At 70.9% G+C, this 23154-nt stretch carries 18 protein-coding genes; 7 read left to right on the top strand and 11 right to left on the bottom strand.

All coding sequences use genetic code 11. The annotated features are described in order from the left end of the window. Positions 1-6: 6 nt before the first annotated feature. From ACIBO8_RS32925 to ACIBO8_RS32915, 3 genes are all read right to left on the bottom strand, one after another. Positions 7-402, bottom strand: a complete 396-nt coding sequence (locus tag ACIBO8_RS32925; RefSeq protein WP_396119333.1) for a rhodanese-like domain-containing protein — start codon at positions 400-402, stop codon at positions 7-9. Continuing rightward, positions 399-872 (bottom strand): cysteine dioxygenase, encoded by a 474-nt coding sequence (locus ACIBO8_RS32920; RefSeq protein ID WP_396119332.1) that lies wholly within the window; start codon positions 870-872, stop codon positions 399-401. The genes ACIBO8_RS32925 and ACIBO8_RS32920 overlap by 4 nt, the downstream gene beginning before the upstream one ends. Before the next feature lie 115 nt (positions 873-987). Beyond that, positions 988-1926 carry a magnesium transporter CorA family protein gene (locus ACIBO8_RS32915; RefSeq protein WP_396119331.1) on the bottom strand — a complete coding sequence of 313 codons (939 nt, stop codon included), beginning with the start codon at positions 1924-1926 and terminating at the stop codon, positions 988-990. A gap of 326 nt (positions 1927-2252) precedes the next feature. On the opposite strand from ACIBO8_RS32915, the gene ACIBO8_RS32910 reads away from it, so the two are divergent. From ACIBO8_RS32910 to ACIBO8_RS32900, 3 genes are all read left to right on the top strand, one after another. Next, entirely contained in the window at positions 2253-3386 is a 1134-nt protein-coding gene (locus tag ACIBO8_RS32910; protein WP_396119329.1) for a neprosin family prolyl endopeptidase, read from the top strand. Between the two features lie 122 nt (positions 3387-3508). Continuing rightward, the gene (locus tag ACIBO8_RS32905) at positions 3509-4030 is read left to right on the top strand and encodes a sigma-70 family RNA polymerase sigma factor (RefSeq protein WP_396119328.1); all 522 of its coding nucleotides are present in this window, start codon (positions 3509-3511) and stop codon (positions 4028-4030) included. Further along, complete coding sequence (locus ACIBO8_RS32900) at positions 4027-4725, top strand: anti-sigma factor family protein (RefSeq protein WP_396119327.1); 699 nt, start codon at positions 4027-4029, stop codon at positions 4723-4725. The genes ACIBO8_RS32905 and ACIBO8_RS32900 overlap by 4 nt, the downstream gene beginning before the upstream one ends. Here the strand turns inward: ACIBO8_RS32900 and ACIBO8_RS32895 are convergent, their stop codons facing one another. From ACIBO8_RS32895 to ACIBO8_RS32860, 8 genes are all read right to left on the bottom strand, one after another. Continuing rightward, positions 4726-5130 (bottom strand): thiol-disulfide oxidoreductase DCC family protein, encoded by a 405-nt coding sequence (locus tag ACIBO8_RS32895; RefSeq protein WP_396119326.1) that lies wholly within the window; start codon positions 5128-5130, stop codon positions 4726-4728. It lies immediately after the preceding gene. A gap of 12 nt (positions 5131-5142) precedes the next feature. Then, positions 5143-6162: an ABC transporter permease gene (locus tag ACIBO8_RS32890; protein WP_396119325.1), complete on the bottom strand. Its 1020-nt coding sequence runs from the start codon at positions 6160-6162 to the stop codon at positions 5143-5145. Beyond that, positions 6159-7130 (bottom strand): ABC transporter permease, encoded by a 972-nt coding sequence (locus ACIBO8_RS32885; protein WP_396119324.1) that lies wholly within the window; start codon positions 7128-7130, stop codon positions 6159-6161. Before ACIBO8_RS32885 ends, ACIBO8_RS32890 begins: the two co-directional genes overlap by 4 nt. Next, the gene (locus ACIBO8_RS32880) at positions 7120-8661 is read right to left on the bottom strand and encodes a sugar ABC transporter ATP-binding protein (protein ID WP_396119323.1); all 1542 of its coding nucleotides are present in this window, start codon (positions 8659-8661) and stop codon (positions 7120-7122) included. The genes ACIBO8_RS32885 and ACIBO8_RS32880 overlap by 11 nt, the downstream gene beginning before the upstream one ends. A gap of 174 nt (positions 8662-8835) precedes the next feature. Continuing rightward, complete coding sequence (locus ACIBO8_RS32875) at positions 8836-11598, bottom strand: AbfB domain-containing protein (RefSeq protein WP_396119322.1); 2763 nt, start codon at positions 11596-11598, stop codon at positions 8836-8838. An 85-nt stretch (positions 11599-11683) separates the two neighbouring features. Next, positions 11684-12769, bottom strand: a complete 1086-nt coding sequence (locus tag ACIBO8_RS32870) for an ABC transporter substrate-binding protein (RefSeq protein WP_396119321.1) — start codon at positions 12767-12769, stop codon at positions 11684-11686. A gap of 263 nt (positions 12770-13032) precedes the next feature. Continuing rightward, entirely contained in the window at positions 13033-16512 is a 3480-nt protein-coding gene (locus ACIBO8_RS32865) for a BTAD domain-containing putative transcriptional regulator (protein WP_396119320.1), read from the bottom strand. Between the two features lie 26 nt (positions 16513-16538). Beyond that, positions 16539-18884, bottom strand: a complete 2346-nt coding sequence (locus ACIBO8_RS32860; protein ID WP_396119319.1) for a BTAD domain-containing putative transcriptional regulator — start codon at positions 18882-18884, stop codon at positions 16539-16541. Between the two features lie 380 nt (positions 18885-19264). Here ACIBO8_RS32860 and ACIBO8_RS32855 point away from each other — a divergent pair, with 380 nt between their 5' ends. The 4 genes from ACIBO8_RS32855 to ACIBO8_RS32840 all read left to right on the top strand — a co-directional run bounded on the left by ACIBO8_RS32855 (position 19265) and on the right by ACIBO8_RS32840 (position 23101). After that, complete coding sequence (locus tag ACIBO8_RS32855) at positions 19265-19888, top strand: response regulator transcription factor (protein ID WP_396119318.1); 624 nt, start codon at positions 19265-19267, stop codon at positions 19886-19888. A 79-nt stretch (positions 19889-19967) separates the two neighbouring features. Next, positions 19968-21635 carry an RICIN domain-containing protein gene (locus ACIBO8_RS32850; RefSeq protein WP_396119317.1) on the top strand — a complete coding sequence of 556 codons (1668 nt, stop codon included), beginning with the start codon at positions 19968-19970 and terminating at the stop codon, positions 21633-21635. Between the two features lie 3 nt (positions 21636-21638). Next, on the top strand, positions 21639-22433 hold the full coding sequence (locus tag ACIBO8_RS32845; protein WP_396119316.1) for a hypothetical protein: 795 nt from the start codon (positions 21639-21641) through the stop codon (positions 22431-22433). Between the two features lie 47 nt (positions 22434-22480). After that, positions 22481-23101, top strand: coding sequence for a TetR/AcrR family transcriptional regulator (locus tag ACIBO8_RS32840; RefSeq protein WP_396119315.1), 621 nt, complete (start codon positions 22481-22483; stop codon positions 23099-23101). Positions 23102-23154 lie beyond the last annotated feature (53 nt).

Here is a 23154-nt window from a genome sequence, read left to right as displayed (position 1 = left end):
TGACGGTCAGGCGGTCGGGAGACCGGCCTCCCGCCAGGCTTTGAAGCCGCCCTCGAGGTCCGTCGCCCGCAGCAGCCCGAGGTCCTGCAACGCGGCCGCCGCCAGGCTGCTCGTGTAGCCCTCCTGGCAGGTCACGATTACCTCGAGGTCATAGTGCGTGAACGGCAGCCGTGCATCGCTGCGAGGATCCAGGCGCCACTCGAGGACGTTGCGTTCGATGATCACGGCGCCCGGGATCTCGCCGTGCTCGGCTCGCTGGGCGGCCGGGCGGATGTCGACCAGGACGGCGCCACGAGCCAGGGCGCGGTGGGTCTCGTGGGGGCCGACGCGTACGAGGCGGGTGCGCGCCTCGGCGAGCAGGTCGTCGATGCCGCGGGAGCCGGGCGGGGCGGGTGCGCTCACCACTGGGCTCCGGCGCGCTCGACGGTCACCACGTCCAGGCCCGTCGCGGCGATGCGGTAGCGGGTCATGGTCGTGAGGGCGGGGCCGTACGCGTGGATGCTGATCGCCGGGCGGCCGGAGCGGTTGGTGATCCGGTGGATGTGGTGGGTGCCGAAGCGGCGGCCCGCTCCCTCGCCGAGCTCGCGCGAGGTGATCCGGGGTGCGGAGCCAGGGGAGACGGTGACCGTGTCCTCCACGAGGCTGCCGGAGAAGACGTGGAACGCCCCGGCCGAGCCGCCGTGGTCGTGCAGGTCGGTGCCCTGGCCCGGCAGCCAGGTCAGCAGCCATACCTCGTGGTCCGCCTCGTCGGCGAGCCGGTGGAACCACCGGTCGATCGCGTCGAAGCGCGGAGCCACCGGCCACGCCTGCGGGTCGGCGGCGTACCGCTGGGCGATGGCGAGGTGGTCGAGGCGGATGTCGACGGTGGTCACGGAGCGCTCCCCCGGTTGTCTATAAATCCTATGAGGCTTATAGGTTTACCTGGTGAGGATACGCCGGTGGGCGAGGCGCGCGGGATCTACCACGATGTGAGATGGCCGACGGCGGCTACCACCAGCCCCGACGCTTGGCCCACGTGAGCAGCAGGGCGGACATGATCGCCATGACGGACAGGACCACGAGCAACTGGGGCACATGGGTGTTCTGGTTGACGATGATGTTCATGCCGTAAATCGAGGAAAGCGCGGTTATCGGCAAAGTCACCACCGCGATCACCGCCAGGCGTTCGGCCGCGATGGTCATTTTCGTCTCGGCGCGGACGCGGTAGAACTCGATCACGCCCTGAAGATATTCACGTTCGCCGTCCGCGAGTCCCTTGATCCGGGTTAATTGATCAACGACATCGGTGATCATTGGTAGATCCGACTCCGGGATTCTCTTCCCCAATGCGACGATGCGGCCGTACACCTCGGCGCCGAGAGCGCCCATCGTCCGCACCGCGAGAAGGCCGTGCCGGGCCTGGAACAATTCTTCGAGGAACTCCTCGGGGTTGCCCATGTGGCCGCCGGTGACCCGCTGCTCCAGATGCCACACGTCGCGGGTGATCTCCTCGATGAAGGACTCCAGCCGCTGCGCGAGGGTGGAGACGATCGCGTACGACAGCTCGTACGGTGAGTCCGGCCGCAACCGCCCGCTCTCGAGCCGGCGGCGCACCGCGTCGGTCTCGCGGCGTGCGACCTCGGGATTCACGGCCGGGTTGAGCGGCCCGTGCACGGTGACGACGTACCGGTCGCCGATGATCTGGTCGAGTTCGAGGTAGTGGACGTGCCCGGACGGCCCCCGTTCCGGCCCGTGCAGGATCAGCAGGTGGTGCTCCGGGTAGATGCGCACGCGCGGCACCCGGTTGCGCACCGCGCAGTCCCGTACGGCGAGCGGGTGGCACCGGAGCACGTCGGTGAGCAGCCGTACGGCTTCCTCGTCGCACTCCGGAATATCGATCCAGATGAGGGAGTCGTTGCGCGCGAGCAATTCGTCGACTTCGGACATCAGGTGCTTTTCGACACCTTGATCAGTCAGGAGGAGAACCTCGATGCCGGCCATGTGTTCACGCTAGACCCGAAAGAGCCTCACACCCGTTAGCCTCTTTCACAAAGAGCTGCCGTACAGCTACTGAGCCGATACGTACGGTCGATATTCGCGCGTAATGATTCACCGGATCGGCCCACGACCTCAGCCGTTCAGGCGGAATGGGCGCTCGAGCGGAGCCATCGGTATCCGGAGCGTTATATGGTCGGCGGCGCCTGCGAGAGCGGGTGCCCGGAGGTTCCCCTCGCCCCCCGCCTCCGAGCCCCCCGATGAACGAGGACGGACACGTGTCGAACTCCCGCCGCGGTTTGCTCGCCGCCGGCCTAGCCGCCGCCGTAGTCGGTTCCATGGGCGTCGTGTGGACCCTGAACGCCAACGCCGAGGAGACGCCGGAGGCGCCCGCGCCCGCCGTGGCCGCGCCCGCCGACGCGGCGCCCGCGGTGGCCGCGCCCGTCGACTCGACATCCGCCGGGGCGGCGGTTCCCGACACCATGGCGACGGACGACGAGGGTGATCCGGTGCCGACGCCGCCGAAGCTGCTGCCGTGGGGTGAGCGGCCGTCGAAGCTCAAACGTGCGCGGGCCGGTGTCTCCAGTGCCGCGGTCGCCGCCGCCGGTGCGGACGCCGCGCCTGCCGACGCCAGTGGATCGCTGGAGCCCACGCCGGAGTACGCGCCCAAGGGCCGTAACTCCCGCACCGGCATCCTGCGCAAGGCCACCACCACCGTCGTGCCGCCGGCGCCCCCGCTTGCCGGCGCGGTGGCCGCCGGCGGCAACGTGTACTTCCACTACGCCGTCGGCACCCAGACCGGCGACACCGACGGCAGCTGGGCCAACCTGAGCATCGCGAAGCCCGAGCTGGACCACGACGACTTCCACACGCTCACCGAGATCGCGATGCAGTCCGCGGACGGCCGGCAGATCGTCGAGGTCGGCTGGACCGTGGACCGGACGGTCAACGGCGACGACGATCCCCACCTGTTCGTCTACTACTGGAAGGACCGGCAGCCGAGCTGCTACAACGCCTGCGGCTTCGAGATGTACAGCAAGACGGTCAAGCCGGGCGACACCCTGCCGACCGGCTCGCAGAAGCGGTTCGGCATCCAGCACTCCGGCGGCGTGTGGTGGATCGCGTACGACTCCGAGTGGATCGGGTATTTCCCGGACAAGCTGTGGAACGGCACGTACACCCGCGCCGGCCTGACCCAGTGGTTCGGCGAGGTCGCGGCGTCCAGCGCGGCGCCCTGCACCGACATGGGCAACGGCTACCCGGCGACGAACGACGCGGCGGGACGTATCGGCTCGATCTCCATGACCAACGGCCCGGAACCGAGGGCCGCGGTCCGCGCCACGAGCGAGTACTACAGTGTGCTCTCCCTGAGTGACCGGACCTTCCGCTTCGGCGGCCGCGGAGCCTGCTGATCACATCCCGACGCCCGAGGCCCGATCCCGTACGAGGGGATCGGGCCTCTTTGCCGCGCGCTGATCGAACCGGGCGGCCCGTGGCGGGGTACAACGAGGCGGGACGGCGACGGGAGGCGGCGATGAGGCGACGGGTGAGTCCCGACGAGGAGCTGATGACCGCGCTGTACACCGAGCACTACGCGGTGCTGCTCAGCTTCGTCTCGCGGTACGTGCAGGACCGGCACAAGGCCGAGGACCTGGTGCAGGAGACGCTGCTGCGGGCCTGGCGGCACATCGACCACCTCGATCCCGAACCCGGTCGTACCCGGTCGTACCTCCTCACGATCGCCCGCAACGTGGTCACCAACGCGTGGCGCGCCGAGCAGCGGCGGCCGCACCTGGTCGGCGACGACGCGGCGGTCGCGGCGGTGCCGGCGGCCGACAACGTCGACCAGCTCGTCGAGGGATGGCTGGTCGCCGAGGCGCTGGAACGCCTGTCGGCGGACCACCGCGCGGTGGTGCAGGCGATGTACTACGAGGGCCGGACGGTCGCCGACGCCGCCAAGCGGCTGTCGGTGCCCGAGGGCACGGTGAAGTCGCGGGCCTACTACGCGGTACGCGCCCTGCGGCAGGTGTTCGAGGAGATGGGGGTGCTCCGATGAGCACCGGCCACGACGACCTGCGCAAACTGCTCGGCGGCTATCTGCTGGGCGGGCTCGACGACGCTGACACCGACCGGCTCGACGCGCACCTGCTGCACTGTGACGACTGCCGTGCGGAGTTGGAGCAGCTGGGTCCCGTACCCGAGCTCCTCCGGTCCTTGGAGGCCTCGCCGCCGCCGGCGGTCGCACCCGGTACGCGGCCGAGCGCCGTGCGGATCGAGGGTCTGCTCGCCCGGATGCGTGCCGAGCGGGCCCGCGAGCGCCGCCGCCTGAGCACCCGCTGGCTGGCGGCCGCCGCGGCGGTGCTCGTGGCGGCGATCTCGCTGGGGGTCGTCGTCACGCGCGACGACGACCGGTCCGCGCCGCCGCCCCAGGCGGTGCCGAGCAGGCCCCCGCTGGTCACCGCGGTCTTCGAGCCCGCGAGCGGCGGCGGGATGACCGGCGAGGCGGTGCTGACGGGCAAGACCTGGGGGGTGTCGATCGACCTCAACGTGTCCCGGCTGACCGGACGGGGGCCGTTCGTGTGCCAGGTCCACGAGGCCGACGGCTCGATGGAGCAGGCCGCGATCTGGGGTCCGACGCCGAGCGGCAACGCCAAGGTGACCGGCGCGAGCTCGATCCAGCTGCGCGACGTACGGGCGGTGGCGGTGGCCGACAAGGAGGGCCACGTGCTGGGTACCGCCCGCCTGAAGTGACTACGCGGCGTCGCGGCCGTACAGGCGCTCGCGCTGTGCCTGCGGCAGGGAGCACGCCGCCGTGCCGCCCGGCAGCAGGTGGCGGTGGCCGGCGATCCAGCGGTACGCCGGCCACGCCAGCAGGCCGACGGGCTTGAGCTGCAGCGCGCGGCCCGGGACCTCCCACAGCCGGCCGGCGTCGCGCAGCAGCAGCGCGATGGCGTCCGGCCCGGAGGCGATCGTGCCGTCCGGGCCGACCCACTGCACCGCCTCCTCCACCTGCTCGAGCGTGAGCCCGAGCGCGTCGAGGTCGGCGAACTGCCAGGGGACCACCGTCGCGCGGGACGGGATGCGGCGCTCGATGAACTGCGCACACGTGGTGCAGAACGAGCAGTCGCCGTCGTACACGAAGGTGGGTTCGATCATGCTCTTATCTTCTCAGGTGACCCGGCGTAGCCGGACCAGGTAGGTCTGCGCGACGACCACCACCGCGAGGAACGCGCCGCTGATGACCTGCTGATAGCTGCTGGGAACGTTGCCCACCTGATTGATCATGTTCTGGATCACGCCGAGCAGCAGCACGCCCGCGATCGTGCCCGCGATGGTGCCCGCGCCGCCGGTCAGCAGCGTGCCGCCGATGACGACCGCGGCGATCGCGTCGAGCTCCATGCCCGTGCCCAGGACCGTGACGCCGGAGCCCAGCTTGGCCGCGTTGATCGCCCCGGCCAGGCCCGCGAGCAGGCCCGACATGACATAGACCCAGACTTTGGTACGCCGGACAGCGACGCCCATGAGGCTCGCCGCGTCCTCACTCCCGCCGACCGCGTAGACCGAGTGACCGAACCGGGTGCGCGACAGCAGCACCATGCCGGCCGCGAAGACCGCCGCCACCAGCCACACCGGGTAGCCGATGCCCAGGAACGAGCCGGTGCCGAAGCCGCGGAACGCGTCGTCGGTGACCAGATAGGTCGTCGAACCCTCGTTGCTGAGCGCGCGCATCAGCCCCCGCGCTCCGAGCAGCGCCGCCAGGGTCACGATGAAAGGCGCCATCCTCGTGTACGCGATGAGCAGCCCGTTGATCACGCCGATGAGCCCGCACACGGCCAACGGTAAGAGGAATGCCGGAATCAGTCCCCACTGGGACGCATAGGCGGAGACGACGCCGCCGAGGACGTAGAGCGAACCCACGGAGAGGTCGATGCCACCGGTGATGATGACGAAGGTCATGCCGAGCGCGATGAGAGCGGGCGGGGCCGCGGCGACCAGGATCGTGCCCGCGTTGTCGTAGCTGCGGAAGTTGGGGAACGCCGCCGAGGCGATGACCACGACGGCGATGAGGACGGCCAGCGCCCCCTGGCGCTGCACCAGGCCGACGAGGCGGTCGGTGCGCTGGGCCCGGCGTTCGTCGGCGGCGACGGCCACGGCACCCTGCGGTTCCGACGCGATCTGCTGGGTCACCGGGTCTTCCTCTCTCGGGCGGCGTAGACGGCGATGAGGATGATGACGGCCTGCACCATCTCGGTCGTGGACGGCTGGAGGTTGTGCTTGATCATCGTGGCGACCACCAGCTGCATGAGCAGGGCGCCGGCCACCGTGCCGACGATGCGGACCTTGCCGCCGGTCAGCGGGGTGCCGCCGACCACCACCGCCGTGATGGCGGAGAGCTCTATGAGCAGGCCGACCGAGGAGGCGTCGCTGGACTGGATGCGGGCGACGGCGAGCAGGCCGGCGACGGAGGCCAGCACGCCGCAGACGATGTAGACGGTGATCAGCACCCGCTTGACGGGGATGCCGGCGAGCTCGGTCGCCGGGCGGTTGCCGCCGATCGCGAGCAGGCGGCGGCCGAAGACCGTACGGCGAACCACGAACGCGACGACGACGACCAGGAGGGCCGCGATCCAGACCAGCATCGGGATGCCGAGGAGATCGCCGGAGCCGAGGAAGATGAAGTCCTCGTTACGGACGTCCTTGAGCTGGCCCTTGGAGATCACCAGGGCCAGCCCGCGGCCGCCGACGAACAGGGCGAGGGTGGCCACGATGGGCTGCAGACCCACCCGGGCCACGAGCGTGCCGTTGATCAGGCCCACCGCCGCGCCGGCGAGCAGCGAGACGAGGATCGCCGCGATGACGCCGTACCCGAGATAGAGCGGGATGAGGGCGGCCGCAAGGGCCATCACCGAGCCGACCGACAGGTCGATGCCCTCGGTGCCGATCACCAGCGCCATGCCGAGCGCCACGATCACGATCGGGGCGACCTGGACGAGCTGGATGCGCAGGTTGCTCCAGGTCAGGAAGTGGGGGGTGAACAGCACGTTGTAGAGGACCAGCACGCCGATCGCGACGTAGACGCCGTACTTCGGGAGCCAGGCGCGCACCCGCGCCATGTCCACGGCGGGCCGCGGGGCGGTCGCAGCCTCAGTGGTCATTGCCAACCTCTTTCGCTTCGACCGCCGCCGCGGCGATCGTCTCCAGCAGCGCCTCGGTGGTCACGTCGTCGCCGCGCAGTTCGCCGACGACCGCGCCGTCGCGCAGCACCACCACCCGGTCCGAGCCTTCGACCAGCTCCTCCGCGTCGGACGAGACCAGCACGACACCTAGGCCCTCGGCGGCCAGCTCGTCGATGAGCCCCTGCACCTCCGCCTTCGCGCCGACGTCGATGCCGCGCGTGGGCTCGTCCAGCAGCAGTACCTTGGGCTGGGTGGCGAGCAGGCGGGCGAGCAGCACCTTCTGCTGGTTGCCGCCGGAGAGGTCGCCGACGCGCTGGTCGGGGCTGGACGCCTTGATCCGTAACCGGGTCATGTAGGTGCGGACGATCTCGTCGATCTTCCGGTCGGAGACCAGGCCGAGCTTCGACATGCGGGGCAGCACGGCGAGCGCGATGTTCTCCCGTACGGACAGGCCCGCGACGATGCCCTCGGCCTTGCGGTCCTCGGGCTGGACGGCGATGCCGGCCTTGACCGCCTGCACGGTGGTGGGTCGCTGGAGATCCTTACCGTCCACCTCGACCGCACCGCTGTCGACCGGGTACGCCCCGCCGATCGCCTTGATCGTCTCGCTGCGCCCGGCGCCGAGCAGCCCACCCAGCCCCACGACCTCGCCCGGCTGCACGGCGAAACTGATGTCGTGCAGCTTGTGCCGGCTGCTGAGGCCGGAGACCCGCAGCACCGGGGCGGCATCCCCGACACCGGCGTGATCGCCGGCGAAACCGGTGAAGCCCTCCCGGCGTACGGCGGACATGTCGCGGCCGAGCATGAGCGACACCAGCCGGATCCGCTCGAGATCGGCCAGCCTCCCGGTGTGGACCACCTTGCCGTCGCGCAGGATCGTCACCGCGTCGCAGATCTGGTAGAGCTCGTCGAGCCGGTGGCTGACGTAGACGATGCCGATGCCCTGGGCGTGCAGATCCCGGATGACGCCGAAGAGGGTCTCCACCTCGCGCGGTTCCAGCGACGACGTGGGCTCGTCCATGATGACGACCTTGGCGTCGATCATCACCGCCCGTGCGAGCGCGACCATCTGCTGCGCGCCCAGCGCCAGGGTGCCGAGCTGGCGGCGTACGTCGGTGGTGACGCCGTAGCGCAGCAAGATCTCGTGCGCCTCCCGGAACATCCGCTTCTCGTCGAGCAGGCCCAGGGCGTTACGCGGCTCGCGGCCGAGGAACAGGTTGTGGGCCACGCTCATCAGCGGGATGAGGTTGACCTCCTGGTAGATCGTCGAGATGCCGGCGCGCTGGGCGTCCATCGGCGAGTCGAAGCGGGCCGGCTCGTCGCGGTAGCGGAGCTGGCCGGCGTCGGGCTGGTAGACGCCGGTCAGGACCTTGATCAATGTGGATTTTCCGGCGCCGTTCTCGCCGACCAGGGCGTGGACCTCGCCGGGTTGCAGGGTGAAGGACACGCCGTCCAGGGCTCGTACGCCCGGGAAGACTTTCGATACATCGACGACTTCTAGCAGCGCCATGAACGCATTCACTCACTTCTCAACATAATCCGTCAAGACTTCGCACATGATCTCTCGTCGTGGTTGCTGTGGGGGCTTCGGGGATGGGATGACCCACTCCGGGCGGTCAGGCTTGATCCCTGCGTGGGTCATCCCATCCCCGAAGCCGTTGTGGTTGCTCTTCGACGATCGGCTTCAGGCCAGGGGAGCCGCGTTGGTCCAGGTGGCGTCAGCGGAGTAGCTGGCTGGGTTGTCCCAGGAGTTGGCGCCGCCTGGGGTGGCGATGTAGACCGCCTCGGCGTAGTGGCGCCAGTAGTAGCCGGGGTAGTTGAGCGACTCCAGCGAGATGTTGGCGGTGCCGGCGTTCAGGGGTGGCTGGGCGCAGAAGGTGGCGTCCTGCAGGAACGTCGTCGTGTTGTCGTTCGGGGACTTCTGGAGGCGGTAGGCGGCGTGGCGCAGGTATTGGCCGGGGAAGTTGACTGATTCGAAGGAGTAGCAGCTGGTGTCGGCGAAGCCTGGGCGGATGGTGAAGGTGGCGTCGGCTCGGTCGGTCGCCGAACTGCTCGTGGTGATGACGTCCGTTCGGGCGAGGCCGTCGTAGTGGCGGAGGTAGCGGGTGTCGTAGCCCGGAGTGGTGACCCGGAACGAGTGTTTCTGTCCGACGGTCAGGTCGGCGCCGCTGCGCCAGAGCGGCGCCGTGATGGTCCAGGTGGCGTCGTCGTTGTAGGTGCCGCCGGTGTTCTGGTCCATCCAGATTTCTTCGTTGCGGTGGCGGAGGTAGTGGCCCGGCATGTTTGCGGCTTCCAGGGAGGTGCCGCCGCCGGAGAGGCCTGGGCGGGCGCAGAATGTCGCGTCGGCGTTGAAGGTGCCACCGGTGTTCGCCTCGCTGTAGACGCGGTAGTTCCGGTGGCGGAGGTAGCGGCCCGGGAAATTGCGGGACTCGAAGGAATAGCAGGCGTTGTTCGACAGGCCGGGACGGATGGTGAAGGTGGCGTCCTGGCGGTCGGTTGGTGTGCTGATGGTGGCGATGACGTCGGTGCGGGCGGCGCCGTCGCGGTGGCGCAGGTAGCGGTTCGTGTAGCCCGGGGTGGTCACGCGCAGGGATACCAGCTTGTTCGTCGGCAGGGTCGTGCCGTCGGCTGCGCCGAGGACGGTCAGGTTCACCGCGCGTACGCGGGCGAAGTCCATCTTCTGGATCTGCCGGTCATAGGTGAAGAAGCCGTTGAGTTCCTCTTCCACGTCCGTGGGCTCGGTGTAGACAGACCCGGAGAGACCGTTGCTGGTGATCAGGTCGATCAGTTTGCTGGTGATCTGTACGTAGCGGTTGGTGAGGGCGTGGGAGTCGGGCAGCCACTCGTAGGCGAACTTGCCGCTGGTCGGCCACTCGTGCCCGGGTACGCGCAGGCCGAGGCCGCCGTACTCGCCGTTGACCGCGATGCGGGTGGCGCTGGGGGCGCGGGTGATGCCGGGGCCGACGTACACGTGGTCGTCGATCACGTCGCCGTTGCCCGGGTCCGGGTCGGAGTCGCAGCAGTTGGCACCGGAGTCGTGGTTGACCAGGCGGGTCGGGTCCCAGCTCTTGACCAGGTCGGCGATGCGGCCGGCGTCGTACTCGCCCCAGCCCTCGTTGAACGGCACCCACTGGACGATCGACGTGATGCCCTTGTGCTCGTCGATCATCTCCTTGAGCTCCTTCTCGAACCGCTGGCGGCCGGCCGCCGAGGGTTCACGGCCGCTGGCCAGCGCCGGCATGTCCTGCCAGACCAGGAGACCCAGCTTGTCCGCCCAGTAGAACCAGCGGTCGCTCTCGACCTTGATGTGCTTGCGGACCATGGTGAAGCCCAGCGCCTTCTGCTGGTCGAGGTCGAAGCGCAGGGCGGCGTCGGTGGGCGCGGTGTAGCCGCCGTCCGGCCAGAAGCCCTGGTCGAGAGTGCCGAGCTGGTAGACGAACTTGCCGTTGAGCGTCGGGCGCAGCACTCCGCCGAGCATCGCCTTGCCGAGCGAGCGCATGCCGAAGTAGCCGCCCACGACATCACCGCCGCCGGTGCCGGTCAGCGTCACGCGCAGGTCGTACAGGAAAGGGTCCGACGGGGTCCAGAGGTGGGCGTTCGGGACCGGTACGCGGATGCTCGAGCCGATGCCGCCCGTGGCCGATCCGACGACGGCGCCGCCGCTGAGCACTTCGGCGCGTACGCCCTGGCCGCTGGTGCCGGCGCCCTGCACGACGAGGTCGAGCGCGCCGGCGGCGAGGTTGGGCGTGGTGTCGAGGCGGGTGATCCGCGCCGGGTTGGTGGGCTCGAGCCAGACGGTCTGCCAGATGCCGGACGACGAGGTGTACCAGATGCCGCCGCGGCTGGTGCGCTGCTTGCCGACCGGGATGTCCTGGTTGTCGGTCGGGTCCCAGACGCCGACGATGATCTCGTTCGAGCCGGCCCGCAGCGCGCCGGTGACGTCGTACGAGAACTTGTCGTAGCCGCCTTCGTGGGTGCCGAGCAGGGTGCCGTTCACCCACACCTTCGACTGCCAGTCGACCGCGCCGAAGTTGAGCTGCACGGTGCGGCCGGCCCAGCCCGCGGGGACGGTGAAGGTCCGGCGGTAGTACATGAAGTCCTCGTGCCGCATGATCCCGGAGAGAGCGCTCTCGATGGGGTACGGCACCAGCACCTCCTCGCCGAGATTGCCGTTGATCGGCGGGTTGTTGATGTTCGCCGCGCCCGCGAACTGCCAGATGCCGTTCAGGCTCTGCCAGTCGCGGCGGGTCAGCTGGGGCCGGGGATATTCGGGCAGCGGGTTGGTGGTGGACACCTGGTTGGTCCACGGGGTGCTGAGCGGGGGAGTCTTGGGCGTGAACGCCGCCGCAGGTGCCGGCGTGGCGATCAGGGCGCCGGCGGAGGAGGTCAGCGCGGCCGTGGTCACGGCGAGGAGGCGTCGCCATGACCGGGATCGATGTTCAGTCACGTTGGTTCTCCTTGTCCAGGAGCGTGCAACGGCGCACGGCGGCGCTGGAGAGGTCCAGCGCCGCCGTGGGGGGATGAAACCGTGATCAGTAGGCGCTGTTGAGGTCGCTCTTCGCGTTGCTCTGGTCGTATTCGCGGTCGCTGATGATGATGTCCTCGGGGATCGGCTCGCCGCTGAAGAACTTGGTGGCGGTCTGGAAGGCGAGAGGGCCGAAGCGCGGGTTGGACTCGATCACCGAGTAGATCCAGCCGTCGACGATGCCCTGGACCGCGCCCTTGGTGCCGTCGATCGAGACGATCTTGACGTCGCCCTTCTGCTTGCCCGCGCCCTTGAGCGCGACCTCGGCACCGAGGGCCATCTCGTCGTTCTCCGCGTAGATTCCCTTGATGTCCGAGTTGGACTGCAGCAGCTGCTCGGTGACCTTCTGGCCCTCCTCGCGGGAGAACTGCCCGGTCTGCTCGAACACGATCTTGACGTCGGGCGCGACCTTGGCGATCTGGTCCTTGAAGCCCTTGGTCCGCAGCGTGGTGACGTTGTTGCCCGGTGAGCCGAGCAGGATCGCCACCGAGCCCTTGTTGCCCAGCGCGGCGGCCATCTTGTCGGCCGCGCGCTTGCCCTGCTCCTCGAAGTCCGACCCGATGAAGGTCAGGTAGTCCTTGCAGGAGGTGGCGTTGATCTTGCGGTCGATCGTGATGATCGGGACCTTCTTGGCCGACGCCTTGGCGAAGACCGAGTCCCACCCGTCGGAGTTCAGCGGGGCGATCACCAGCAGCTGCACGCCAGAGTCGATCATCTGCTCGACATCGCTGATCTGCTTGTTGAACTGCGAGTTCGCGTTGGTGGTCTGCAGATTGCCGGCCGGGATGCCGAGCTTCGCCGCCTCGTCCTTGATGGACTGCGTCTCGGCGATGCGGAACGGGTTCGCCTCCTTCTCCGACTGGGAGAAGCCGATCTTCGCCGTCTTCAGGTCGACCTTCTGGCCGCCGAACTGGTCCAGCGTGCAGGTCTTGGCGCCGGGCGCCGCCGACTGGACGACCTGGGCGCCCGCCGACGCGTTCGACCCGGCCGTGGGGGTGCCGCTGTCCTCGGACTTCGCGCAGGCGCTGACGAGGAGCAGGGTAGCTCCGAGGGAGATGACCGCCGGCCTCCAGCGGCCGGACATGGCGCTCATGGCATGTGCTCCTTAGTGGTGATTCCCAGCTCGTCGGTGGGGGCATCGACGCTTTACCATCCGGAAACACATTCACGCACTATCGAACTTTTCCTGTCAAGGTCATGGTCATAACCAACCAGAAACGAACGCAACGCTGGGTCGTTATGCGACTGCAACGCCGTAAAATCGCAGGTCAGCGTAGGGTTTCCCGGAGCTTGGTGGGTTGGCGATCATGAGCCATCGACGTTGTTAACGATCACATCTGGACACGCTCTCCGTCGCTACCGGACGGTGGCCGTGGGCGTGGAGCCCCGGGACAGGTCGATGCCGTACTCGGCGAGCCGCTCGCGAGTGCGGTGCAGATCCCACTGCGCCCCCAGCACGGTGTAGAGCTCCGCCGCCTCGGCACCCGTACGCGCTGCCTCGTGCGGCCGTCGCGACAGCGCGAGGAGCACCGCCGCGTCCTCCAGCGCGGCCGCGAGCTCGGGCACGCGACCGACGTCCCGGTAGTGGGCGGCCGCCTGCAGGGCCGGCTCGGGGTCCTCGGTCATCAAGGCCCGGCACCGCGCTGCGGCGGCGAACGCGCGCGCCGGACGTATCTCCTTGTCGGCCTCGGCCGCACAGATGGCCGCGGCCTGCTCGGCAACGTCGCGGCGGCCGAGCGTGAGAGCGAGCCGCAGGGCGTCGGGCAGCCACTGGTGGCGCAGCATCATCGGCGCGTACCCGGGGGTGAGCAGCGGCGCCAGCTCGTCCAGTGCTTCCGCCGCCCGGCCCTGCTGTTCCGCGACGAGCGCACGGGCGACCAGCAGGAAGTCGCAGCTCTCGCGCTCGGCGTCGGTGACGGGCAGGGCGTTGGCGGCGTCGAGATGGGCGGCGGCCAGGCTGTGATCACGCCGCCGCCCGGCGATCAGGGCCGCCACGCCATGCAGGAGCATCGCGACGGCGCCCGGTTCCCGCATGCCCAGGAAGGTGATGCCGGGTGCGTCGTCGGTGACGGCGCTGACCTCGGCCGTGGCATCGTCCCAGCGGCCGAGCCAGTAGTACTGCACCGCCGAGGCCACCTGGAGGCTGGCCGGCAGGCGGTGCCGGATCGCGAACAGAGCCGCCTCGCGCAGGGTCCGTTCGGCCTCGTCCAGGCGGTCGAGGTTCTGCAGCGTGAACATGCGGTTGTCCAGCAGGTCGAAGTACATGCCCGCGAACGTGGGATGGTCGCGCATGAGCTCCAGCGCGCGGTCGACGTACTCGAGGGCCCGCTCGTGGTCGCGCCGGATCGAGTGGGTGAGCCACCCGGTCTGCAGGGCGAACGCCGCCTCGTACGGCTGACCGGCCGCGATCGCCTCGTCGAACACGTGCCGCGCCCGCTCGTCGGCCTGGTCCAGGTCGTCCAGGGAGCCCCGGCGGAAGTTGGCCAGCAGCACCCGGTGGCGGGTACGCCAGATCTCCGGCGCGGCCGGGTCGTACACCGCGTCGGCGAGCAGCTCGATCGCCTCGGCCGGATGCCCCTGCCGGAACCGCATGGCCGCCAGTAGCTGGCGCATCTCGGCCCGGTCGGACGGGTCGGTGGCGATACCGAGCGCCTCGCGGGCCTCCTCTATCGGATAGCGCTCGTAGCGGAAGTCGAGCTTCACCAGGGCGATCAGCAACGTCTCGCGCTGCTCCGCGGTGGCCAGGCCGGTGCCGAGCACCTGCCGGATCAGCGTGTGGGCGATCTGCGGGACCCGCTTGACCACCTCGGCGTGGTGTTCGGTCAGCCAGGCGACCACCCAGTCGTCGACCACCGGGGTCTCGGCGGCGAGCTGCTCGGCCACCCGGGTCACCGGGCTGCCCTTGCGCGCGAGGATCTCGGCGGTCTGCCGATGCCGCAGCGCGCGGATGGCCCGCGGGATGCTCTCGTAGAGGGCCTCGCGCAGGAACGGGTGGCGGAACGCGAGGTCGGACCCCGAGTCCACGACGATGCTCGCGGCGAGGGCCTCCTCGAGGTTGTTCACCAGCTCGAACGGGGAACGGCCGGTCACCGCGACCACGTCGTCGACGGCGAACTCCGTGCCGAGGAGAGCCGCGAGCCGCAACACCTCCTTGGTGTCGTCGCTCAAGAAGTCCACAGTGGTGCGGACCACGGCGAGCAGGGAGCGCGGCGCCTCCACCGGCACCGACGCGTCGATGTCGGCGCGGCCCTCGGCCACCGACACCACGCCGCGGCGTACCAGCGCGGACGCCATCTCCCGGGCGCAGAGCGGGTTTCCGCCGGAATGACTCACCACGGTGCGCAGGTGCGGGCCCACCGGAGCGCCGACCACCGCGGCGACGATCTCCTCGGTCGCCTCCGGCGCGAGCGCCTCCAGGACCAGGACGTGTCCCTGCCGCAGCTGCACGCCGCGGCGCAACTGGGCCAGCTCGCGCCCGTTGGGCTCGGGACGGGCCGCGGCCACGAGCAGCAACGGCAGGTGCCGGGTGGCCGCGGCCATCCGATCCCAGAGCAGCACGCTCGCCTCGTCGGCCCACTGCAGATCGTCCACGACCAGGACGGTCGGCGTCGCCGCGCAAGCGGTCCGCAGGTACGCGAGGATGCGCTCCGCCGCGATCCCCGGCCCCGCATCATCGTTGTCGTCGCCGGAGGCCGCGTGCAGCTCCCCGGCGAGGGCGGCGCGGCGCGGATCGGGTGAGCTCGCCGCCAGGCCCAGCGCGCGGGCCAGCACCTGCAGCGGGACGTGCCGGTCCAGCTCGCCGGCCACGCCCCAGAACAGCTGGCAGCCGGCCTCGTCGGCGTCGGACAGCGAGCGGGTCAGCAGCTCGGTCTTGCCGATGCCCGGCTCGCCCTCGATCCAGACGGCCGCCCCACCCCCGGCCGCGGTCCGCCGGACCAGGTCGCGCAGCAGGGCCACCTCGTCCGTACGCCCGAACAGCGGCTGGTCCGTCACCCCGTCCCGGATGGCGCGAGCGACCTGGGTGGGCACGACCGCCGCGGCCCGTACCGGCTCGTCCTCGCCGCCCACCGAACCGTCCAGCACCCTGCGCTGCAGCTCCTGCAGGCGGGGACCGGGTTCGACACCCAGCTCCGCGACGAGCGTGCGGCGGGCCGCGCGGAACGCCTCCAGCGCCTCGGCCGGACGGCCCGCGCGATACAGCGCCAGCATCAGCAGCTCGTGCAGCGGCTCATGGAGCGGATAGTCACGGACCAGTCCTGCCAGGTCGGCGATGAGCGCGTCGTCGTCGAGCTGCATGGCGATGCGGGCACGTCGCTCCGCCGCCGCGAGCCGCCGGTCGCCGAGCCGGGTGCGTTCCACCTCGATGCGGTCGCCGGTAAGGCCGGCGTACGCCTCGCCGTGCCACAGGCGCAGGGCTTCGTCCAGGCGCGCCGCAGCGGCGGTGGCGTCGCCGGACTCCTGCAGCGCGGCCGCCTCGGCGCAGAGCTGCTCGAAGCGGTCGCTGTCCAACCCGCCCGGTGTGACCCGCAGCGAGTAGCCGTTCGGGCCGGAGGTGAGCACGTCGGCGGCGCCGCTGCGGTCCGGGCCGGGGGCGAGCGCGCGCCGCAGACCTGAGATGTACGTGTAGACGCTGCCCGGCGCCGTCGCCGGCGGGCTGGTGCCCCACACCGCCTCGATGATCTCGTCCCGGCCGACGATCCGGTTCGCGTCGGCGGCCAGGACCGCGAACAGGGCGCGTTGCCGGGCCGGGCCGAGGTTCAGCTCGCGGTCGCCGTACCAGGCCCGGACCGGGCCGAGGACCGACACCCGGAGGGGTTCCTGCGGGTCGTCCGACATCCGTCCTCCGTTTCCGCGCCGGCCGGTCAGCGACCGGCCGGTACCTGGTCTCCGAGCAGCGCCGAGCGGCTCAGGTGCGGCGCGGTCGGCTCACCGGGCAGGTACGGCCGGAGCCTGGTGATCAGCAGGCGGAAGCGGGTGAGCCAGGGCTCCGGATAGCGACGGGAGCTGAGCGCGGCGCGCGCCACGTCGGCCGCCGCCACATGATCCCCGTGCCGGTCGTGGCCGCACGCCATGATCCATTGCATCTCGGCCTCGAGGCTCACGTCGGTGGTGCGGGCGGCGACCCAGCCGGCGTCCGCCACGGCGTTGTGGCCCTGCTCGTGCAGCAGCCGGGCCAGCCAGGCGGTCAGGCCCAGCCGGGTGCTCTCGTCGAGGGCGTACTCCGCGCGGACCTGCCGCAGCATGGTCACCGCGGCCTCGGGGGCGCGGGCTGCGAGCTGTTCGATGTGGCGGGTCAGCCAGCGGCTGGCGCCGGCGTCGAGCGGCACCGGTCCGGCCAGCAGCTGCTCCACCACCCGTTCCGGCGCGCCACCCAGGTCAGCGATCTTCTCGGCGAACGATCGGTGCAGCATGATCCGCAGGGCGGCCGGCGTGCTCTCGTGCAGCACCCGCGAGACGATCCGGTGCCGGAAGGCGAGCGTCTGCGGGTCGTCGGTGAGCACGCCCGCGATACGGGCGGGCTCGACGGTCCGGGCCAGCTCCCCGGGATCCCGGTCGGTCACGGCGGCCACCTCCGCCACGGAGCATTCCCCGCCCAGGAAGGCGCAGGCGCGCAGGATGTGGCGCGTCTCCTCGCTGAAGGCCGCGAGGTGTGCGTTCACCGCGGCGACCAGCTCGGGCGGCGGAACGTCGCGGTAGCCGGGCTCGCCGCGCGCGCTCGCCGCGAGGTGCCGCAGGTAGTACGGGTTTCCACCGGCATCGGCGAGCAGCCGGCGCAGCTGCCTCGGCTCCGGCGCGGCCGGAGCGATCGCGCGGATCAGCGCCGTCGCCTGCTCGGGGCGCAGCGGCGCCAGGTGGAGCGTCTCGTCGGCCGGCCCGGCGAGCACGTGCGGCGATCCGGGGCGCACCGAGGCGACCAGCAGCAGCGGGAGCTCGTGGGCCAGCTCGTACAGGGCGCTCCAGACCCGAAGGGTGGCGTCGTCCGCGCACTGGAGGTCGTCGGCCACGAGGATCAGCGGTGACTCGGCTGCCTGCCGGACCAGCTCGACCGCACGCGCGACGGTCTGCGGGCGGGGGCCGTCGATGGCGTCCGCGGCCACCGTGAAGAGGTTGCGCACCAGGTCGCGCGGGGCGTCGCCGGACATCGCGGACTCCATGCACTCCAACAGCACGCCGAGCGGCATGCGCCGGGCCAGCTCGTCGCCGACCCCCCAGCCCACCCGGCATCCGCGCGGCACGTCGCCGCGCAGCGCCACGGTGAGCAGTGCGGACTTGCCCATTCCTGGCGGGCCGACGACCCGGATGCTACGGCCACGGCCGCCCGCCACCGCCTTGACGGCCTGCCGGAGTGACGCCAGCTCGGCGTCGCGCCCGATGAGCGTCACCGGGTCGGAGACGATGACCGGCCCGGCCGCATGTCGTGCCGGCGCGGGCCGATCCTTGGTGCCGGTGAGGATGCGCAGGCGCATCGTCCGCAGCGCCGCGCCGGGCTCGGTGCCGGTCTCCTCGAGCAGCACCTGGCTCAGGTGGTCGTGCACGCGCAGCGCCTCGGCCTGGCGGCCGGTCGCCTGCAGGGCGGTCATCAGCATCCCGTGCAGCGTCTCCTGCAACGGGTACGCCTGCACCAGCGCGCGGAGGGCGGCGATCGCCTCGTCGTTGCGGCCGAGCTCCATGAGCAGTGCCGCGTGCCGCTCGGCGCTCGCCAGGCGCAGCTCGGTGAGGCGCAGGCGCTGGGCTTCCGCGTACGGCCCTGGCACGCCGGAGAGGGCCTCGCCGTGCCAGAGCCGCATGGCGGCCTCAAGCGCGGCCAGTTCGGCGAGCCGGTCGCCCCTGCTGCGGTGCCGGCGGCTCTCGTCGCGCAGCGCCTCGAAGCGGAACACGTCGACGTTCTCCGGCTGGACGTGCAGGCAATACGTGCCTCCGCCGGAGGTGAGCAGCTGCCCGGCGGCCCAGCGGTCGCGATCCGGTTCCAGGACCCGGCGCAGGGTCGACACGTACGTGTAGACGTTGCCGATCGCGCTGGCCGGCGGTTCGTCCCCCCACAGTGCACCGACGAGTTGCTGGCGTGAGACGGCGTGGCCGGCGTGCAGGGCCAGCACGGCGAGAACAGCCGCGCGCCGCGCCGACCCGAGCGGCAGCTCCGCCTCGTCCCGCCATGCTCGGACGGGGCCCAGCAGGCGAAGGTCCATGCCCTCGTGCGCTGCCGTCATGGCTACCCCATCTCGTGGTCGTGAGATCGCTCTCCGCCGCCCGGCGGTGGAGGGTAAAACCATTCTTAATCAATCCGTGCAAGCTGATCATGGGGCTTGCGTCGGGCAAGCATATCGTCGCCCTTGACCGTTTGCGGATCTGTCGTGACTCATTCTTGACCGCTTCCCGCCGCGTACGCGAATCGATGATCACCACTCGACCTGGGTTACTCGCGCGTAGGCCGGAGAGTGTCCTCGCCTCCGCTCCGCGGCGGTGATTGACAGAAAGCTTGCGAGTGCCGCAGTGAACAGGGTCGATGCTTCCATGAAGGTCGCGTGAAGATTTCCTGAAGGCGGCTTCCGGAGACTGGCTCGGCAATGCCGACCAACCGGAGGTAGCAGTGGAGCAGGTCCGCGTCGCCCTGCAGGCGATGGATCCGATCAGCCATGCTGGGCTGGCCAATTTTCTTCAGTCGCGTCCCGGGCTCGTGCTGCTTCCCGCCGCCGACCGGGTCGCCGCCAAGGTGCTCGTCGTCTCGGCCGACCGGCTGACCACCGACGTCGTGGCCCTCCTGCGGCGTTCGGCGGCGGAGACGGGCGCGCCGGTCGTGCTCGTCACCAGCGAGATCAACGAGACCGAGCTGCTCACCGCGGTCGAGTGCCGCGTGGTGGCGGTGCTCCCGCGGTCCGCGGTCACCGCCGAGCGCCTGGTGCACTGCGTGCTCGCGGCCGCGGCCGGGGGCGGGGTCATGCCGCCGAACCTGGTGGGGGAGCTGCTCAAGCACATCGAACGGCTCCAGCGTGACGTGCTCACCCCGCACGGCCTGAACGCCTCGGGACTCACCCCGCGGGAGATCGACGTGCTGCGGCTGATGGCGGAGGGCTTCGACACCAGCGAGATCGCCGGCGAGCTCTGCTACTCGGAACGCACGGTGAAGAACGTCATCTACGGCCTCACCCACCGCCTCAAGCTGCGCAACCGCTCGCACGCCGTCGCGTACGCCCTGCGCGCCGGGATGATCTGACGGAATCCCGGCCCGGCCGTGAACCGGCGAGCCCCGCTCGCCGTCGTGGGGACGACTGCTTCGCAAGGAGACATGCGGGATGTGGACAGCGACACTGGGTGGCCGCCGGCTGGCGGCGATCGCGGCGCTCGGGCTCGCCGCGTTGGTGACCCTGACCGCGTCGGGGCGATCCGATTCGGCGTACGCGGGACAGGCGCTGCCCGGCGCCGAGGTCTCGCCGGACCAGGTGCGGGTGCTGATCGAGGCGGCGAAGTCCTGCCCGGCGCTCACCCCGGCCCGGCTGGCCGGCCAGGTGATGGCCGCCTCCCAGTTCGGCACCGAGCCGGTGGAGGCGGTGAGCGCTGCCGGCGGCCGTGGCCCGGCGGGCCTCACGCCGAAGGTGTGGCACAAGTGGGCGCCGTGGGCGGACGCCCGGCGGACCGACACCCGGGCCAGCGTGCTCGCCCTCGCCCACGGCATGTGCGACCTGGTCGGGCAACTGCGTCTGATCAAGGTGCCGGGCGAACAGTGGCGGCTGGCGCTGGCCGCGCACCGGGTGGGGATGGCGCCGGTCATCCAGGCGGCGGGCGTACCCGCTACGGCCCGCGAATACGTGGACACCGTCGAGCGCTACGCGAGCTGGTACGCGCTGCAGCCCGCGTTCGGCGGCTCCGGTGACCCCGCGCCCTCGACCCCGCCCGTCGAGCCCCGGCTGACCTTGGCTGCTCCGGTGCGCGTACCGGACGCGTACGTGGCCGCCGTCGTGGCTGCCGGGCGGGTGTGTGCGGCCGTGCCGGCGCCTCGGATCGCGGCTCAGATCATGGCGACGTCCGCGTTCGACCCGCAGCGGCTGGGGCCGGCCGGGCAGCAGGGTGTCGCCCAGTTCCTGCCCCAGACGTGGGTGAAGTACGTTCCGCCGTCCGATGCCACCCCCTGGAGCCCGACGGCGGCGATCCGGGCCCTCGGCGCGACGATGTGCGCGATCACCGAGGAGATGGCGCCGCGGGCCAAGGACCCGTACCCGCTGGCCCTGGCAGCGTTCCAGCGCGGCGACTCCGACGTGGACAAGCACGACCTCGAGAAGTCGGACGCACTCAAGGCTTTGGTCGCTCTGGTGCACGCGTACGAAGCGCAGTACACGAAGGACACCCGGTTGACCACCGGGCCGGCGAAGCCTGACCAGACAAACGAGCCGAAGCCGAAGGGGAAGCCGAAGCCGAAGGCCACACACCCACCGGCGCGGTCCAACCAGCCGCCGATCAAGGCCGCCGACGGCGACGGCTCGGGACGGGTGTACGGCCCGTACTTCCTGCACAACAAGGAGACCGGGCAGTGCGTCGACGTACCGGGCACCGGGCCCGGACCGCGGGACGGGCCGATCAACCAGTCGCCCTGTCAGAGGTCCACGCAGGACAACCAGGAGTTCGCGTTCGTGCCCCGGTTCGTCGACGGCGACGGCTACCAGCTCTACTGGATCCGCAACGTGGTCGACGACTACTGCCTGGATCCGCCGGGCCTGGGCGACGTACCGGACGGCACCCGGCTGGACGAGACGGGCTGCTTCGACGAGGACAACCAGTACTGGCGGCTGGAGAAGAGCATCACCGCCGGCGGTTTCCAGCACTACTGGATCCGGAACACCGCCTCGGGCCTGTGCCTCGACGTTCCCGGCGACGCGGATGCCGGCAACGACACGCAGCTCGCGCTCTCCGCCTGCCGCAAGAACAACGACCACGACTGGGCTCTCGTGCAGAAGTCGGAGTGGTGAGTCATGGTGCTGACGGCCCTCGAGACGCGGCTGCGCTTCCAGACCGTGCCCCTCCCGCAGGCCCGGGCGCTGCCCACCGCGAACGGCCTCGGCGCGGAGCGGACCTGGCTGCGCAGCACGTTCAGCAGGCAGTACGACGCGGCCGCCGCCACGGTCTCCCGGGTGCTCGCCCGGCACCCGGGCTTCCACGCGGCGCCGGAGACGCTGGTGGACGCCGCGGCGGTGCACCTCTACCTGTCCGCGTTCGGTGTCGGCCTCCCGGCGGCCCTGCGCCGCGGGGAGCCGGGCCCGCACGTGCCGTTCGGCCGGTGCGTCAGCGCGGGGCTGGAGCGGCTCCCGTCCTACCGCGGCGCCGCCGGTCTGCGCGCGGTGCTCAATGCCGGGGAGATCCGCGAGATCAGGGAGCACGGCATCCTGCGGGACTGGGCGTTCACCGAGGCCCTGATCGAACCGCCGGCGGACCTCCCGGGCACGGCCGACGTGCTCGTGTGGTCGATGACGGCCCGGCGGACGCGGTTGCTGGAACCGCACGACGAGAACCGGGCGGACCACCGGGTGGTGTTCCTGCCGGGCACGTCGTTCAAGGTGCTGGAGGCGGCCGAGCCGGGTCCGGGACGCCGCGGCCGACTCGTGCTGCGGGAGCTCTCGCCGGACGAGCGGGACCGGGGACATGTCGCCTTCGACGACCTGACCGTGCCGTCGCTGCACCGTGCGGCCGCTCAGTGGGGTGGCCCCGGCTCGGCGCGGCCGGGCGTCGCGGCGGTGCCGCGGTTCTCCGCCGTGCCGGGGCTGCGGTAACCGCTGCTAGAGGGTCTTACCGTGCACAGAGGTTGTAGCGTTGCGGCATGGCTTCGAGTGGAATCCGGGACCGCTTCCGCGCGCAGATGCGCCAGGAGGTCAAGGACGCCGCGCTCCGGCAGCTGGCCGAGGGCGGCGCGCAGGCGCTCTCGCTCAACGCGATCGCCAAGGAGCTGGGCGTTTCCGGTCCCGCGCTCTACCGCTATTTCGCCGGCCGGGACGCCCTGCTCACCGAGCTGATCCTGGACGCGTACGCCGACCTCACCGCCGCCGTCGCCGGGGCGCCCCGCCGGCTGCCCGACCTGGCCGCGGCGTACCGGTCCTGGGCCGTCGCCCAGCCGCACCGATACCGCCTGCTCTTCGCCGCGCCGCTGCCCGGCTACGACGCCCACGACGAACGGCTCGTCGCCGCGGCGCAGCGGGCGATGACCGTACTGCTGGAAGCGGTCGGCCCCGGGCCGGAGCCGGAACCGGCCCTCGCCCGGCAGCTCGCGGCCTGGTCCGGCGAGACGGATCCGGCGGTGGCGCTGCATGCCGTCACGGCGTGGAGCCGGCTGCACGGGCTCGTCAGCCTCGAGATCGAGGGCAACTTCCGGTCGATGGGCCTCGACCCGGACCTCTTCTTCGCCGCCGAGACCCGGGCCCTGGACCGATTGATCAGTAACTGACCTTCCGGGTGAGCACCCGCCTGCCGCACGATCCACGCTCAGAGTCGGCTGAT

Origin of the sequence: Actinoplanes sp. NPDC049681 (assembly GCF_044465265.1) — a bacterium.
Lineage (GTDB): Bacteria > Actinomycetota > Actinomycetes > Mycobacteriales > Micromonosporaceae > Actinoplanes.
This window is presented reverse-complemented; position numbering and strand designations above follow the sequence as displayed.